At 45.2% G+C, this 16,297-nt stretch carries 12 protein-coding genes; 2 read left to right on the top strand and 10 right to left on the bottom strand.

The window, feature by feature from the left end; all coding sequences use genetic code 11:
- Window positions 1-8 precede the first annotated feature (8 nt).
- From C1T21_RS04890 to C1T21_RS04840, 10 genes are all read right to left on the bottom strand, one after another.
- A complete protein-coding gene (locus C1T21_RS04890; RefSeq protein WP_061829914.1) occupies window positions 9-509 on the bottom strand; it encodes a flagellar protein FlgN in 501 nt (166 codons plus the stop codon).
- Between the two features lie 10 nt (window positions 510-519).
- Window positions 520-795 (bottom strand): flagellar biosynthesis anti-sigma factor FlgM, encoded by a 276-nt coding sequence (gene flgM, locus C1T21_RS04885; protein WP_039271505.1) that lies wholly within the window; start codon window positions 793-795, stop codon window positions 520-522.
- 195 nt (window positions 796-990) lie between these two features.
- The gene (locus C1T21_RS04880; protein WP_044648603.1) at window positions 991-1,401 is read right to left on the bottom strand and encodes a TIGR03826 family flagellar region protein; all 411 of its coding nucleotides are present in this window, start codon (window positions 1,399-1,401) and stop codon (window positions 991-993) included.
- Between the two features lie 748 nt (window positions 1,402-2,149).
- Window positions 2,150-2,617 (bottom strand): LysM peptidoglycan-binding domain-containing protein, encoded by a 468-nt coding sequence (locus C1T21_RS04870; RefSeq protein ID WP_103047429.1) that lies wholly within the window; start codon window positions 2,615-2,617, stop codon window positions 2,150-2,152.
- A gap of 382 nt (window positions 2,618-2,999) precedes the next feature.
- Window positions 3,000-3,881: a ComFC family protein gene (locus tag C1T21_RS27740; RefSeq protein ID WP_258012360.1), complete on the bottom strand. Its 882-nt coding sequence runs from the start codon at window positions 3,879-3,881 to the stop codon at window positions 3,000-3,002.
- 32 nt (window positions 3,882-3,913) lie between these two features.
- Complete coding sequence (locus C1T21_RS04860; RefSeq protein ID WP_103047427.1) at window positions 3,914-6,028, bottom strand: helicase-related protein; 2,115 nt, start codon at window positions 6,026-6,028, stop codon at window positions 3,914-3,916.
- A 200-nt stretch (window positions 6,029-6,228) separates the two neighbouring features.
- A complete protein-coding gene (locus C1T21_RS04855; protein WP_013312292.1) occupies window positions 6,229-6,669 on the bottom strand; it encodes a hypothetical protein in 441 nt (146 codons plus the stop codon).
- Between the two features lie 168 nt (window positions 6,670-6,837).
- Entirely contained in the window at window positions 6,838-7,560 is a 723-nt protein-coding gene (locus C1T21_RS04850; protein ID WP_007432713.1) for a response regulator, read from the bottom strand.
- 4 nt (window positions 7,561-7,564) lie between these two features.
- A complete protein-coding gene (locus tag C1T21_RS04845; RefSeq protein WP_013312293.1) occupies window positions 7,565-8,725 on the bottom strand; it encodes a sensor histidine kinase in 1,161 nt (386 codons plus the stop codon).
- Window positions 8,726-8,772: 47 nt separating this feature from the next.
- Window positions 8,773-11,490, bottom strand: coding sequence for a stalk domain-containing protein (locus C1T21_RS04840; protein ID WP_103047426.1), 2,718 nt, complete (start codon window positions 11,488-11,490; stop codon window positions 8,773-8,775).
- Between the two features lie 266 nt (window positions 11,491-11,756).
- Here C1T21_RS04840 and C1T21_RS04835 point away from each other — a divergent pair, with 266 nt between their 5' ends.
- The gene (locus C1T21_RS04835; protein WP_103047425.1) at window positions 11,757-13,166 is read left to right on the top strand and encodes an efflux RND transporter periplasmic adaptor subunit; all 1,410 of its coding nucleotides are present in this window, start codon (window positions 11,757-11,759) and stop codon (window positions 13,164-13,166) included.
- Window positions 13,163-16,279: an efflux RND transporter permease subunit gene (locus C1T21_RS04830; protein ID WP_103047424.1), complete on the top strand. Its 3,117-nt coding sequence runs from the start codon at window positions 13,163-13,165 to the stop codon at window positions 16,277-16,279. The genes C1T21_RS04835 and C1T21_RS04830 overlap by 4 nt, the downstream gene beginning before the upstream one ends.
- Window positions 16,280-16,297: the final 18 nt, after the last annotated feature.

Genomic DNA, 16,297 nt, shown 5'->3' with positions numbered 1-16,297 from the left:
TCCTTCAATTAGGCGCGTGTATCAAATAGTCCCGCTCGTACAGTAGAGGTGCTTTTGTCAGCTGGACGCTGATAGACCGCTTCAGATTCCGCATAATATGACATACTCTCAATAGAAAAATCAATATAGGAAAGCGCCTGTTGTATAAGCTGTTGATTCAACTCATTTAATTTTTTCAATTCTACAAGTGTATCCGCTAGTTTTTTTTGAATTTGAAGGAGGCGCTGCTTGTCTTCTACATCAAACACAAGACGAGACAACTCCGTAATATTGAGATTCAACTTAGACTTAATACCACGTTCCTGCAAAAATTCATATGCTGCCTGCAGGCGTCGCTCATCCAGCTGTTCAATGTGTCTGGACATCTTCGATTCCTGGTTCATGACTAGAATGAGCTGATCTACCTTATTTGATATCAGTGCTTCTTTTTTTTGATTCCCTAATGTAATCAACTGCTCGTGAGCCTCTCTAAGTTGCTCCAGCACATCAATCAATCGCTCTAAAGGCATATTCCTTCACCTAGCTTTCAGAAGACTGCTTGAAGTAAGGTAACAGTTTCTCTGCAATTTTATCGGCATCCACACGATAGGTTCCAGAAGCTACTTGCTGCTTAAGCTCCTGAATTTTCTTAACACGGTCTGCATCACTGCTGCGGTTCAGCATTTCCATTGCTTCCGGAGAAATCGAAACCTCATCCTTGCGGCGGGACTTCTTAAGCTCCTCTTGACGTCCTGTTTCAATATTTCGCTGATATGGATTAATAGCTCCGATGCGGTTGGTCTCGTTAATTTTCATAACTTCCACCTTCCTTAGTTATTTGATATGGTCAGAATGTATCAGACGACATAGCGTCGAACATGGTTCGTATTATGCCTGACTTCTTTATTTTGTGCATGTTGCTAAAAATAAAAAAACCGATAAGCTCTATAAAGATTATCGGCGGTATTTGAAACTTTTTGAATAGCTGAATGCGTTTTTAATTCCCCTGTACTACTTTCCACGAAGTTTATCAATCGCGCTGTAGGTACCTGAGCCCATATTATTACTTTGATCCTGATTACTACTTTCGCGTACAGCCTGATGCAGGTCTTTAGTCAGACGTGTTCGACAAGAATCGCACATATGCCCTTCACGAATCGGTATCCCGCATACCTCGCAAGGATACGTCATATTAGGCGCATTAGCAATGGAAATACGTCCCTCACGTATAAATGTCGTGATTTGCTTTACAGATACCTCAGTAGCCTCTGAAAGCTCATGCATATGAATGCCCTTATTTTCACGTATATGTTTGACACAGCGTTCGTATTCAATTTCAATTTCTTTAATACAGTTCTGACAGATTCCCCTGACGTTCTTAATAAACAGCTTTCCACAGCGAGGACAGTTATCCAAATTCATCCTCTGTAGCGCCCCTTTCCAATTTCCGATCTTTAATTACTTTTATCCTTACATTAACTTATAATGAAGAGCCTCGTCTAGCAAATATTTCAAAAAAAGATTTTCAGATTTTACACAATTGCACATTTTATAAGTTATCATATAAAAAGTATAAGAGGGAATGATCCATCAGCAAAAGTTTCTCTATATTTATATGCATCAATATGCAATGACATAAAAATAAAGAAAGCCCATGAAGGCTAATAGCTCAGCCTAGTGCATGTATCTATTTATCGTCAAACATTACACCGTACTTTAGATAGAAAATAAAATAAGCGCCATTCCAGTTATTTTCGGGAATAGCGCTTCATTATACAATTAAAATAGCTATATATGAATATGAGTAAATGTAGAAATTAATTATCAAGATGAGGGAAAAACCGGGCGAAACAATCCTCAGAAGAATTCATGTTCACCTGTGCCCCGAATGACATCAAGGAAATCCTATAAATCCGGGGGAACGGCGCCCATACGAATGCTCCGCACATGGAGTGTGGGTATTCATAAATCTCATGGAACTAACATCATCTCAACTTATAACATATCCGAAATCAAGCTAGATGCATCCGTGGAAATTTGCAGCCCAAAAAAACAAGCTATTTCACAATTAATTATTCAAAAAAGCATTGTTTTAATAGAGGCCTTCCCGTATACTATAGTCAAACGCTTGGTTTAAAAAACACACTTCATTATACATTTATAATGATATTTATTTATTTGTGTTTGTTTGCGGTACTTGCAGTTCTTGGCCTACTTTAACCAGGTTGTTGATTTTAACCAGTTCTTCAACAGTTACACCGTATTTTTCAGCGATAGAAGCCAATGTGTCGCCCTCTTGAACATCTACTGTGATTGTATTTACAGCAGCTGGTGTTTCAGTTGTAGTCGTTGCTGGTTTTGTGGTTGTTGCTTGATTGTTGTTCTCAGTAGCTGGTTGAGCTGGTGTTGTAGTTGCTGCATTTTCAGTAGTTGCAGTTCCAAAAACTTTTTCTTCAAATGCTCTTTGTGCTGCTTCTTGTTGTTCTCTCATGATTTGGTCTTCTATTTGTTGCTTTTCGTCATCGGAGTGGGACTTAGCCAATACTTGACCTGTTGCAAGCGGACTCAACAAAGATACTGCACCTAAACTAATTGCCAACATGCTAGATATTGCTACTTTTTTCATTACGTTTTTCATGATTTTTTCTCTCCTCTTTTTAACTTTAAATTTTAATTAACTGCTTTACTACTGAGCGAGACACTCCCAATGTCCGCTCTTTAGTCATTAGCTAATCACTTATTACCAATCATGTTAGCTATCAACAGATAGAAATTGTACTCCTCTTTTCCAAAAAAATCAACCTCTAAATTGAAATATTCTGTTTTCATCCCTCACTTCCTTACTTTTTGTTTGTCTCTATATTTTTATTATATACCTCTCTCTAGCTCGTTGTCAAATCCTGCTGATTGTACGGCTTAAAAGACTTTTGCTCTATCATTTAATCCTTCTTTCAAGAAAGTTATAACCTCTTTTTCATAGTTTCAAGCAAAATTTTATGGAAAATACTAGATATTTAGACTTATGATCTTGCTAAGGTCAGGCAAAAAATAGTCACATGTATTCCTTGCTCTAATGCCTTTTCTCTCAAAACACGTGCACACGCCTGCAATGTGCTTCCCGTTGTATAAATATCATCTACAAGCAAAACGGTAACAGAAGGCTTGTTCTCCGTAGCACGATGAGATTCAGCTTTTAAAATAAACGACTTCAGCAAATTTTCCATATTGGGGTGGACAGAAAACGCATTATTCATGGTGTTCATGCGTTCCTTTTTGGATTTAAAACTTTGTTTGCCTGTATCTTGTGGACGAGCAAGTAAAGATAGGAAGGGGAGCTTATTCCTCCTAGCAATCTCTTCTGCCAAGATCTGAGCCTGATTGAAGCCTCGCTCTGTCAGCCTCTTCTCACTTACCGGGACACAGGTCACTACATCCACACTCCACAAAGATTGCTTGAAACGAGAATGTTTAAGACTTACAAACTCATACCTCATCGCCTGATAGGCTCGATTCATGATCTCACCCAGCAGGGAACCATACTTTTCATTCCCGCGATATTTGAACTGTCCAATCCATTCTCTCATCATCGGTGTATAACTGGTTGCACTCCGATTGCACACATAGTAACGTACTAATCGGTCAAGCCTTACGCAATCCGGGCAAAACGTCGGACGTCCGCAATGAACACAACGAATGTTGTAAACCCAAGGAATTTGAAGCGAACAAGAAGTACATATCCCAGAGAATTCAGAAAAACGCCCTGTGAGAGTGCCGCAAGCGATACATGTTTGGGACTGACGTTGGAATAACCAATTCAAAAATAGACGGGTTGTTGGAATCATCCCCATACCAGAATGCACCTTTCTTGGTAGTTTACGTACTGACATTGTTTCAGGTTTCACATTTCCAAAAAAACTTTTTTTATTTAATACATTTAGTGCTTTACCTCCTTCAGGTATCCTTTTTTCCGAGCCAGTGCATTCATTCGTTTAATTTGTCTAATCGCTCTCTTTTGGCCTCGAGTCCATTGGGGCGATGTAAAAATAACACCTCCACATGGGTCATCCTTGGACCTTCCTGCACGACCCGCCATTTGGACAAGAGAGGCTTCATCAAAAAGACTGCTGTCCGCGTCTAATACGTACACATCACTCCGTGGAACAGTTACCCCTCGCTCCAAAATAGTCGTTGTAACCAGAACACGTATTTCAGTAGCTCGAAATAAGCGCACTTTAACGGTTCTTTCTTCATCCTGTGAGGAGGTGCCTGCAATAGGTACATCAGGTAATTGTTTAATCAGCAGCTTCACAAGTCCCTGAATATGTGAGATTCGTGTCACAAATAGGAAAACCTGTGCCCCACGTTGTATAGATACGCGTAGGCGTTGAATAAAGGATAGGGGAAGCCGACCTTTTTGCAGCCAATGTTGCACTGAAGCAGCCCCCAGGCGAAATGGGACAGGTAAGGGATGACGATGAAAACGAACGGGAACCTTGGCGTGTGGCAGTAGACCGTGTGCAGCCTCTTTCTGCAAGAATTGCGGTGGTGTAGCAGACAAATAGATAAACTTTCCCTTCGGCTTACATACTGCTCGTGCAGCAAAGGCAAGCATAGGATCATTGTGATAAGGGAACGCGTCTATCTCATCAATCACAACCAAATCAAAGGCTTGACGATAACGCAATAGCTGATGTGTCGTAGCCAGGGTCAACTGTCCCCTTTGCCACCGTTCTGCGCTTCCCCCGTAGAGCGTCACCATGCTCACATCGGGAAAAGCAATGGCCAAACGAGGCGCTAACTCCAGTACCACATCACGGCGTGGTGTTGCCACAAGTACCGTTCCTCCGTGGTCCAACACATATTGCAATAGCGGAAACATCATTTCCGTCTTGCCTGCGCCTGTTACAGCCCAGAGCAGAAAACGTTCTACCGTGGTATCAGGCACCTGCCGATCAGCGTTCTGCCTCGCACCTTCTTCAGGTTTCGGCGAAGACTGCTTGCTGTGGGCAAGGTTGCTGCCATGCGAAGCGGCAGCATCTGATCCCCGGCACGCAACCCTATCGCGCCAGAACAACGCCCGGAGCCCACGGCCTTCCGGGCGAAAACGTCCCCGCACTTCGCCGTGCGGTGCGGCCAAAAAGCGCAGCGCCGCTTCGGCGGCGGCACGCTGTGCAGGGCTCAGCCCCCAGCGGTCGAGTTCCGTCGCCGGGGCTATGCCTGCTGTGCGCGGCAGGGCGGGTTTCGCTGCACCGCACAGCAGCAGCGAGCATTCACGGCTGCGTCCCAGTGCGAGACATGTCTCGCAGTAAGCGCACGCCTTACGTCCGCACGATGCGCAGCTCGTGCGGTGCACTATCCCGCTGCCACAACGGTTGCAGCGAAGTTCATGCGTACGCGCGGCAGACCAGCGCGTACGTGGTGCTGGAGCGAGGCCAGCAGCAAAGCTGAGTCGGCCTTGCAGATATGCAAGTTGTGCAGCGGATCGCCAAGCATGCTCCAAACCTGGCGCTGCCTCTGCCAGCAGCGCTTCGACTTCCAGAACGAGTAACTGGCGTCCTGACAACAAATTAGCCAGTTCATTCGCTTGTCGTATTAAACACTCCCTATCCAATCCATCAATTCCCGTGATGAGACTCCTTTTTTGAATAGAACGTAAAACTCCGTCTGTTTCCCGTCCCTCATCCCCACCTTTTGTGCAGGAAGTCCACCCTTGTACATGATCCCAAATGCATATATTTTCTACTCCTCCAGATAAAATTCGTTCTCCATCAAAAGGCTCAAGAGCCAGTTCACTTTTTAGCTGTGCGAGAATATAAGCCCACCACTGCCCTTTTCCCCATCGCTCCATATCTTCCAATTCCTTAAATGTTTCGCACAACTTTGTCCCCCAGGACAAGGGAAGCTCATCTCCTAATACCACCCATCTTTCGACAACATTCTCCTGCCCCTCATCTTGATTCATCCACCATGTCATATCTACTCGAATATCCACAGATAATCGGAGACTCCAATTCCCTTTATACCTCACTGCATATACTGCAATTTTCACCTTCCCCTTCTCCTCCCATTCATGATTTTTGTGGTTCTTGTCACCCCAGAGAACAGCAAAAAAGCACACTCCTATGGCTAATAGCCTGAAGTGTGCTTCACATCAAGTAGACCTCAACGAAATCCCTGTCGTCTTGCCTATGCAACTGTTTATAAACATTTATATCCGATTTTGACCATGATGTCCACAATCCCCTGTCGCTAAGGAACAAATGGGGCGTCCGCCAACGACTTGACCGTTCTAAGATCAATAACAACCTGCTTTTCACCGCCTGACTTCGGTAAGACCGGGTTCCCCGGTGAAAAACGACTTGAAATGACTGAAACATCCATATGACTATAGCGTACTAGCCGTGTCAGAATCGGTAGCGTATCGTCCATAGATTCATCATCCAGTACCGTCACATGTAGCGGCCTCCGGTGCAGCCAGGCAAGTATGTTCAGCGAACGCATCACCCATTCCACACGATCTCCGTCATTGGACGTAATCACAATATAGCGAGTCGCGCGATGACCCGGAGATATTGCGCGTGAATCTTCACCATTGTGATAAGCCTGAACCGCCTGTCGTATATACATAAGATGAACGACTGCGGCTCCCACACCGTATATAAGCAATATCCAAACCAAGTGAGCCGTCACGAGGGTTCCACCTCCTCCTATAGCGACAATATATGCCGTATAACAGGAAGAGGTGTCACGGTTATGTACTGGGTTTCCGTATGAGCGGACATATCGCTCCCAAAGAAAGGCGGTACAGCATTCATATCTATTAGCAGCTGCATCGTCTAATCATGGAAAAACTACACTTTACAGCGTAACCCATCCATATTTAATTGAGTTAATAACTGCTTGTGTACGGTCATCAACCTCCATTTTTTGCAGAATGCTGCTGACATGGTTTTTGACCGTTTTCTCACTAATGAATAAATATTCACCGATCATCTTGTTGCTCTTACCTTCAGCCATTAGACGCAGCACTTCAGCTTCACGACGGGTCAATGGATTATTTTCACCTGCGACAAACTTCACGCCGGCTTCCTTCGTATGACCTTCAGCCATAGCCCCTGTTTCATTCAGGTAGGTCATCCGGCGAAGCTGCTGAATGAGCTTACCCGTTACCTTCGGATGGATAAACGCATATCCTTCATGAACCGAACGAATTGCATTAATGAGGGACTCGGCCTCCATATCTTTTAACAGATAACCATTGGCTCCCTTGCGCAACGTCTCGAATACATAGCTTTCATCATCATGAATGGATAAAATGATAACTTTGACATCCGGGAACATCTCACGCAGTTTTTCGGTTGCCTCTACACCGTTTTCAATTGGCATATTAATGTCCATCAGAACAATATCTGGTTTCTCTACGTTACAGAATTCCAACACTTGAATACCGTCGCCACACTCGCCGATGACCTCAATGTCGTCCTCCATATTCAAAATACGTTTAAGTCCTTCACGGAACAACTGATGATCGTCCGCTAAGAGAACTTTAATGGGTGCATTACTAATTTCCTGATTTTCCATGTTGTTACTCCTTTCCCTTTTCCACGTTGGTTGGGATATGAATCACTATCTTGGTGCCTTGATTCTCAGCTGATTCGATCTCCATTCTCCCCTCGAGCAGTTCAACCCTTTCCCGCATACCAATCAGACCAAAATGCCCATGATCTTTGCTTTTTTGCTGAAAAAGCTCTGGCTTAAAGCCCAAACCATTATCCTGCACCACGATTTTTACAAGCTGCGCCTGATAGGTAATCTCAACAAGCACATAGGTAGGATAAGCATGCTTGGCAGCGTTGGTCAAAGCTTCCTGGATCAGACGGTAAATGGCTGCTTCCATCGCGGAAGAGAGACGGTGTTCCTTGCCCCTTGTTTCAAAAAGCGATCTAATCTTCGTTTTTTCTTCAAAATCCTGTACATATTTCCGGAGCGTCGGAATAAGTCCCAGGTCATCCAGAGCCATAGGACGCAAATTGAAAATGACCTTTCGCATTTCCTCAAGACTGGAGCGAACCTGTTTCTTCAAGTCTACTATTTCGTCCTGAACCATCTTAAATTCCTGCTTGGCGATCATTCTTTCCACAATTTCCGTCCTAAGCACTAGATGCGCAAGGAGTTGCGCAGGTCCATCGTGAATTTCACGGGATATGCGTTTGCGCTCCTCTTCCTGAGCCAAAATAATTTTCAGACCAATAAACTGCCGATTTTTGGCCGATTCGATGATCCGCGTCACTTGTCCCAATTCGCCCGACAAATATTCCAGCACGACCCCCATCTGCGAACCGATGGTTTCGGCGCGCTCGACAGAAGCCTCGACACTTTTGGCCCGCTTTTGAAGATCATCTCTTCTGGCTTTGAGATACATTTCCTTCTCGCGGAAAATCATCACATCGAGTTGAAGCTGTGTTGCCTTCTCGTAAGCCTGCTTGATATCCTCTTCCGAATAGCGAACGAAGTCACGGCTGACCTCAGTCAACCGAATGCGGGACCGCCGATAGTTCATTTCCAGCTGGTCCACCTTTTCGATCGTTTCTGCTGTTTCCTTCAAGACGCTCTGGAGCTCCTGATTTAACGTGACCAGCTCGGTCCGGGCCGTGTCCAATATTTCGAACATCTGATATTTGCTGTTCTCCATCACCTGGATGGCATTTTTAATGACTCGGTCTATGATATCGGCTTGAAAGTCCACAAATGTTCTACTCCAATCCTAGCATTTCAAGTATATATCATACCATATCATGACTGGAGGGTGATGGTCTTCGTTTCTTGTTCCCATTTTACAGTCATTCCTAACTGCTCAGACACGAGTCTTAATGGGACTAAAGTCCTGCCTCCTAGCACAATGGGTGCAACATCAGTGCTTTGACGTTTCCCGTTCAGAACAACTTCTTTTTTCCCTACGATCAAATCCATCAGCACACCGCCGCGCATAATGGTGATCCGCTGATCGCCCGCATTCCATTTGGCTTGTCCGCCAAATGCGTCCAGCACATACTTGATCGGAACATACGTTGAACCATCGCGAGTCATCGGAGCGGCATCAATCGTGGTCGGCGTTCCGTTCACCGTCATTGATCTTTGTCCAATCGTCATTTGAGCTGTTCCTTTTTTAAGTCCTTCTGTACCGACCGTTCCCGGTGTATTAAAAGAAATATTATCAAAAGCAACATTGCCTGTTTTAGCACGCTCGTCCTGACCCTCTGCCACATTGACCACATAAAGACGCTTCAGCTTCGCCGGATACGAAACATTCAAACCGCTCATATCTGCGTTAATGGTTTTCCAGCCGTTCCAGTCGATCACTTTAGCAAGATCAATATATGCTGTTTTGCCTTGAGCATCCTCTAACTCCGCACGCAACCAGTTCAGACTCTTATCCCCTCTGACATCAATCGAGACAGAAGTAGCCGCCTGTTCAAGCGTTTTCCCGGATGTGCCGTTCAATTGAGCGTAAGCATACATTTTACCACTGCCGTTCGTCATATCGTAGTTCAGCTCCAGCACTTTGGAATTGGCATGGTCGCCATCTCCTTGTACAACAGCAGCTGTGCCGGTAACACCTTCCACATTCGAAGTAAAATCAACCGGATACGAAACATTTTCGAAGTTCTCCCAGTTGTTTGTACTTGCTCCGCCAGCAGACAAGAAGACGACAGCGCTGAAACCATCATAGCGACCGATGGCATAGCCCGTTTTCACGCCTGCATCCACTGTATTTACTGTAAGCTGATTGTCCTTGACACTTCCCTTAAAGCCGATGAACTCCCATTTGAGCGCATCTGAGGTAATGCTGACATTCTGTCCATCTTTTGTCTTTGCCGTTACCGGTACAGCGATTTTAGCTCCAGCGGTAAGCGAGCCAGTTCCAGTGCCTGCGGTAAGTGATGAAATTTCATCTGCTCCAAGCACCGTGACCTTGGTTGTAGCGCTGGCTGAGCCACTAGATGCCGTTAAAGTAGCAGTTCCCGGTTTGGCTCCCTTTACAACGCCGCCGCTCACTGACACAACAGCCGGATTGCTGGATTTCCACGTCACTTGTACTTTCGAGGTATCGAATGGATTGTAGTAGTTGTCATAACCTTTGAAGGAATAGCTTCCGGTCTGACCAATCAGCAACGTTTTATTGCCCTTGATGGTGAAGCCTTTGAGCGTTCCTTTAGGAGCATTGGTATATACCCCCACTCCATTTACAATACTACGTTGCTCTGTGCCATATTCTGTATTGAACGTAAGCCCCGCTGTCGTATCTCCCAAATCACGAGTCACCATGGTGGTAGAGCCGCCCCCGTCAAGGTTCATACCCTTCCAGACGCCAATATCTTTCATCAGCGTTTGCAGCTCGCTCAGGGACACACCAACGCTGTTCCCATTCTTCTCAACAGCAATGACATAAGCGTAACGCTTGTCACGAGAATATCCCAGAGCTGTACGCGCACGCGTCCCGCCTATGCTTGTTGTGCTCCGGGAAAAAGAGGTTTTCTGACCGTCATTTACTAATATGGTATGTCCACCAATCATCATCTGAAGGTTAGAAGGATCTACTTCACTCCCTGTCGATTTAACACGAAGATGATAGCTTGTTTCTACGGTTTGTCCCACGGTCAGATGCGCTTTGGCATAATCAGCAGCTTTACCATGAGTACGTAAAATATAGCCATCCTGCGGAACGGTCATATTCAACGTAGCATTGTCAGAGACCTGTGTAACCACACCATTTTGTACCAATATCTCGGTAGGCGTTGTCGAGCTGTTTTTGGGCCGCTCAATTGCTTTCCAAGCAGATGTATAAATATACATAGCATTAGAGTGGCTATAGCCGCCCCCACTCGTCTCAGGCGAATACGAAGCCTTGTTCATCCCAGCCAAAGAGAAGGACGACCCATCTCCAGCTTTTACTGTACCTTCAAAAGTAAACTGCTCCACCATGGGAGAACCATCCTTGGTTACAGCAAAGGCATACATACCCGTTAAATCAGACGGAGTAGACATCAACACACCCTTGGATACTTGTCCACCGATCGGCGCTCCCTCGCTGGAGGTATTAAAATAATCCCCGTTTACACCAGCAACCGCCCCGGTCTCTTTTGCCATGCCACCTGTACTCTGACGGGTCGTAAACTGTCCATTCTTCCCCGTCATGACATCCAGCTTAACGTACGGATTTTGCAAGTCCACTCGAATGATATCAGCCAGCGCTGTTCCTTTAGAACCTTTAAAACGATATTTCAATAATGTTGCACCCGAAGTAATGATCTCTTCGCCCAATTTTACAGTTGAACCAGAGGCTGCACTTGCGATTGGAGCAGACATCCAACCATTCAAGGGGATTAGAGCCCCAGTTCCAGCAACCGGACCGACCCATAATACCCCTGCCAGTGTTAACACGGCCCATCTTTTAGCGATTCCTCTGCCATTAACTTTCACTTCACTCTGTTTCTTATTACTTAAAAACATTTGGATAATAGCTCCCATCTTCAATGTATTCAAACGGTTTTGTTCCGCGCGTGTACTCTATCAATAAACAAAAAAATCCTCTTATGTTAATAGACTTATTATATAGGCAAAAGTTACGAAAATCCCGTCAACTAATTCATAAAATCTAAAACGATGAATTGACGAATGCAATATCGCCGCACTATAATACATTTGAACTTATCAGTTCAAATAATACTGATTAGTTCACAACCCCAATTATGACCCTATCGGAAGGATTGATAATCATGAATAAACAACGGGCCATCATCATATTCACTTTATCCCTGAGCATCGCAATGACCGGATGTTCTACAGAAAAAAAAGATACCGCTCTAGGTTCATCTGCACAGCCAACCGTTGTGCGCACCGCAATTGTCAAATCCACGCCACTTCATACGGCCTATAACTTGTCAGGCACTCTTCAGGCTTATGAGGAGAACACACTGGCTTTCCAAAATGGAGGCACTGTAGCCAGTGCATATCTCACTGTCGGTACTGCTGTACAGAAGGGCGCTGTTATTGCTAGTCTGGATGACGCTGACTACAAGCTTCAGGTGGCACAGGCGACAGCCTCCATCTTGGAGGCACAGGCTGGTATTGATAACGCACAGGCTAATTTACAGGCTGCTACCTCCGCGATTCAATCCGCCGATGCCGGCATTACAGGAGCTCGCGCGAATGTTAACAAGGTCAATAAAGGCGCACGTGCTCAGGAAAAACAGCAAGCGCAAGCCACTGTAGATAAGGCGCAAAGCGCCTATAACAAGGCCAAGACGGATAGCGAGCGTACACAGAAGCTGTTTGAGGCGGGCGCAGCCACCGCGTCGGATAACGAGAATGCCCGCCTGAATGCTACCTCTGCTCTTAAAAATCTGGAGCAAGCGAAGGACTCCCTGTCCCTTTTGCTGGAAGGGGCAACAGCCGAAGATCATCAATCGGTCCAGGCTTCCTTTCAGGATGCGCTTGCAGGTAAAACTAAAGCTCTTGCAGCCAGTGAACAGGCTGCGGCTTCCCAAAAACAAGCCCATGCCAACTACGAAAAAGCCCTTGTCGCCAAGGGTCAGGCAGAGCTGGCATTATCACGCACCCGTTTAACCTCTCCCGTGAACGGTGTAATCTTAGACAAAATCGTGAATACAGGTGATTTGGTCGCGTCAGGGCAAGCCGTCTATCGCATAGGCTCCATCGACCGCCTCAAAGTACTGCTTCCTGTACCAGACAGTGAAATTAAGGATTGGAAAAAGGGTCAACAAGTAGAAGTGGCGCTCTATGAAGAGACTCGTCAAGGTACGGTGTCTAACGTCTATCCTTCGACCAGCACCGACACGGGAAGGGTTAACGTAGAGATTGTTATAAACAATCCACAGCGAGACTGGTTACCCGGTCAGGTCATTAAAGCTGCTCAACAGGTGAGCGACAAGAATGGGATTCTCGTTCCTGCCGAAGCAGTCATTAACACGGGAAGCAAGCCTTTTATTTTCAAAGACATTCAAGGAAAAGCTGTTAAAACCCCTGTGGAGCTTGGTAATCAGGTTGTAGATAATCAGTTGCAAATCGTATCGGGACTTCGTGAAGGCGAACGTATTATCGTTAAAGGGGCAGAAAACCTGTTTGATGGAAATGCGATTCAGGCGGAGGAAGGCGGACGCCCATGATTGAGTACATCGTAAAAAAACGAAAAATTACATTGCTGTTTTTTGTCATGCTGATTTTGGTCGGAATCTTCGGCTTTTTCCAGTTACCACAGCAGGAAATGCCGGATGTCACCATACAGAATGCTATGGTAACAACAGTCTACCCTGGTGCTTCACCACAAAAAGTAGAACAAACCGTAACTAAAGAGCTGGAGAAACGCATTAAGGAAGTTGAAGGTGTTAAAACGATTAGTTCGACTTCTGGTAACGGATTCTCTTCTATTTTAATCGAATCCAAAAACGGAGTTGATCCTCAAACGGTTTGGGATAATATGCGTAAAAAAGTGCAGGATGCACAAGCTGATCTTCCTCAAGGCGCTGAAGTGCCTGTTGTAAATGACAAGCTAACCAGCTCTTTTATCGGCTCCTATGCCCTAACAGCTGACTCTTCCGCACCACTGTATAAACTAAATGATTTAACAACAACTTGGAAAGATCAGCTCAACACCATTTCTGGCGTATCTAGCGTCAAATTCAATGGTCTTCCCGATCAAGAAGTACGTGTCCATATTGACAACCAGAAGCTTCAGCAATACCAGCTGTCATGGGGACAAGTAGCTCAAGCGATCCAGTCTCAAATTGATCGGGTTCCTACCGGTAATATTGAATACAACGGACGTACCTATCAACTTATTGTTCGCGAGACCGAAAAAGCTGATGAATTGAATCAGGTCCTTCTGACACGCACCAAAGAAGGTAATCCTGTATATTTGAGAGATGTCGGCACAACGGAGCTGGCACATCCTAATACAGAATACTTTGCCTATGTAGAGGGTAAACCGGCCATTACGCTAAGTATTGGAGCAGAAACAGGCACAGACATCCCTTCTATGAGCGAAAAGGTCAATACCAAGCTCAAAGAACTGGAGAAAACACTTCCCGCAGGTGTTCACTTTCAAACTCTTTTTGCACAAAAGGATCAGGTAACCCATATCTTTGACGACTTAAAGCGTGAAACGATTCTTGCGATTGCGGCCGTTATTCTCGTTTGTATGTTGGGGCTGAATTTGCTCACCTCTGCATTTGTCGCACTGGCCATTCCTATTTCGGTTTCGATTGCCATTATCTTTTTGCCTATGTTCGGCATTACTCTAAATCAGATTTCCGTTGTCGGTCTGATCATCGTACTCGGCATACTCGTGGATGATGCCGTAGTTGTAAATGATAATATTGAGCGTAGACTTACGGAATTAGGAGAATCACCCTCAGTCGCAGCTGTAAAAGGTACCAAAGAGGTCATGCTTTCTATTTTGGTTGCAACTCTGGCCACCATCTCAGCTTTCGCGCCATTGTTGTTTCTTCCTGGAAATGTAGGTGCCTTTATTAAACCCATTCCTGCTATTGTCTCCCTGACCATGCTTGCCTCTATGATTATGTCGCTCACCATCATCCCTATTTTTCGAGAATGGTATGAGAAGCGCAGACAGGCTCGTCACCCTCAGGGTAAGTCTAAACCAGCAGGCTTGCTCGGCCAGCAGATTCATTCTTTAAACAAGCTCTATTCACAAAAACTGATGCCTAAGGTCATTCAGCGTCCCTTGTTGACAGCCATGGTCGGACTCATGCTTGGAACAGCCGCCTATGGATTAGTTCCCTTTACCTCAGTTGAACTTTTTCCTGAGTCGGAAGATCCTCATGTTGCACTAAATATAAAAATGCCTGTAGGCACTTCAATTGCGGAAACCGACCAGGTCGTTAAAGACCTTGCAGGCTGGGTGAAAAAGCAACCTGAAACTTCCAAGGTCGTCTACAGCGCTGGAGGAACGGCTCCACAACTGTTTAGTGACATTAATAGTATGGGTGGAGATATTAGTTATAACGAAACGGTGGGGCAGATTGCTGTCGTCGGCAAAGAAAACGTATTCGATCTCAATACGACAGTGGATGCTTGGGAACAACATGTTAAAAAATCCTACCCTGGAGTTACAGTTACGATGTATGTTCCTCGTCTCGGGATTCCAGTGGGTAAGCCCGTTTCTATTCGTATCTCAGGTCAGGATCTGAATGAGCTGCAAACCCTTGCCCAAAAAGCAAAGGAGCAGATCGCGACAGTAGAGGGCACAACAGGCATCGTGGATGATATAGGAATTGAACGATATGCATTGGAGCTTGAGGTCAACAAACAAGCGATGGATCAGTACCTGGTAAGCTACACAGATTTGACTCGCACCCTGCTTCTATTAAAAGAAGGAGCCCAAGTCAGCCAATTTGATACTGGAAACAGTCTGGTAGATATTAAAATGTATTTGAATCACAGTGACGAGGAGCCAAGTAAGCTTTTCCAACAATTAAGTGTAGTTAATGCAGCTGGTAAGCAAATACCATTAAACCAGCTCGTCCAGATTAAGCCGTCATTTGCTATTCAGCAAATCAAGCATTACAATATGGAGCGGACGATTACGGTAGAAGCCGACTTGAACGGACGAACTGCAAGCGAAGCGATGGTTGATGTTGAAAGTAAGCTGGCGCAAATGAAGTTCCCAGAAGGCTACAAATGGGAGGTTGGTGGGGAAACCTCTGACCAATCGACCATATTCAAGGACTTAGGACAGCTGGCGATCGTTGTAGTCTTGCTCATTTTACTCTTGATTACTATGCAATTTTATTCTCTCTCTATTCCTATTATTATTATGACGACCGTGTACCTGGCAGCAGCCGGCGGGATTATTGGTATTTTCTTGACCGGTATGCCTATCGGTTTTATGAGCATCATGGGAATTATTGCACTCGCGGGCATTGTTGTGCGGAATGGGATTGTGTTAATTGAATTTATCGAGGATGCACGACATGAAGGAATGGAATTAAAGGAAGCCGTAATACAGGCGGCCGCTGCTCGCTTCAGACCGATTTTATTGACATCTTTGGCAGCTATTGTAGGTATGATTCCATTAGCACTATTGGGAAGCCTGCTCTTTAAGCCACTGGCGTTTACCGTCATTTTCGGTTTGTTATTCTCGACCTTGTTAACCTTGTTTGTCGTGCCGTCCTTGTATATGATCATGGCCAAGTACAAGATGCGCCGTCAACTCAAAAAACAGCAGCACACAGTTATCACACGTGACCAACCTTTGTGATGTATGAAGTGAATTCGC

It is taken from the genome of Paenibacillus sp. F4 (assembly GCF_002894905.1).
Classification (GTDB): domain Bacteria; phylum Bacillota; class Bacilli; order Paenibacillales; family Paenibacillaceae; genus Paenibacillus; species Paenibacillus polymyxa_B.
The sequence above is the reverse complement of the archived record's forward strand: the minus strand, read 5'-3'. Positions and strand labels throughout refer to the sequence as shown.

Coding starts and splice junctions, on each gene's coding strand:
- C1T21_RS04890 (WP_061829914.1), bottom strand. CDS start 509: ATGCCTTTAGAGCGATTGATTGATGTGCTGGAGCAACTTAGAGAGGCT.
- flgM (WP_039271505.1), bottom strand. CDS start 795: ATGAAAATTAACGAGACCAACCGCATCGGAGCTATTAATCCATATCAG.
- C1T21_RS04880 (WP_044648603.1), bottom strand. CDS start 1,401: ATGAATTTGGATAACTGTCCTCGCTGTGGAAAGCTGTTTATTAAGAAC.
- C1T21_RS04870 (WP_103047429.1), bottom strand. CDS start 2,617: ATGAAAAACGTAATGAAAAAAGTAGCAATATCTAGCATGTTGGCAATT.
- C1T21_RS04850 (WP_007432713.1), bottom strand. CDS start 7,560: ATGGAAAATCAGGAAATTAGTAATGCACCCATTAAAGTTCTCTTAGCG.
- C1T21_RS04840 (WP_103047426.1), bottom strand. CDS start 11,490: ATGTTTTTAAGTAATAAGAAACAGAGTGAAGTGAAAGTTAATGGCAGA.
- C1T21_RS04835 (WP_103047425.1), top strand. CDS start 11,757: ATGAATAAACAACGGGCCATCATCATATTCACTTTATCCCTGAGCATC.
- C1T21_RS04830 (WP_103047424.1), top strand. CDS start 13,163: ATGATTGAGTACATCGTAAAAAAACGAAAAATTACATTGCTGTTTTTT.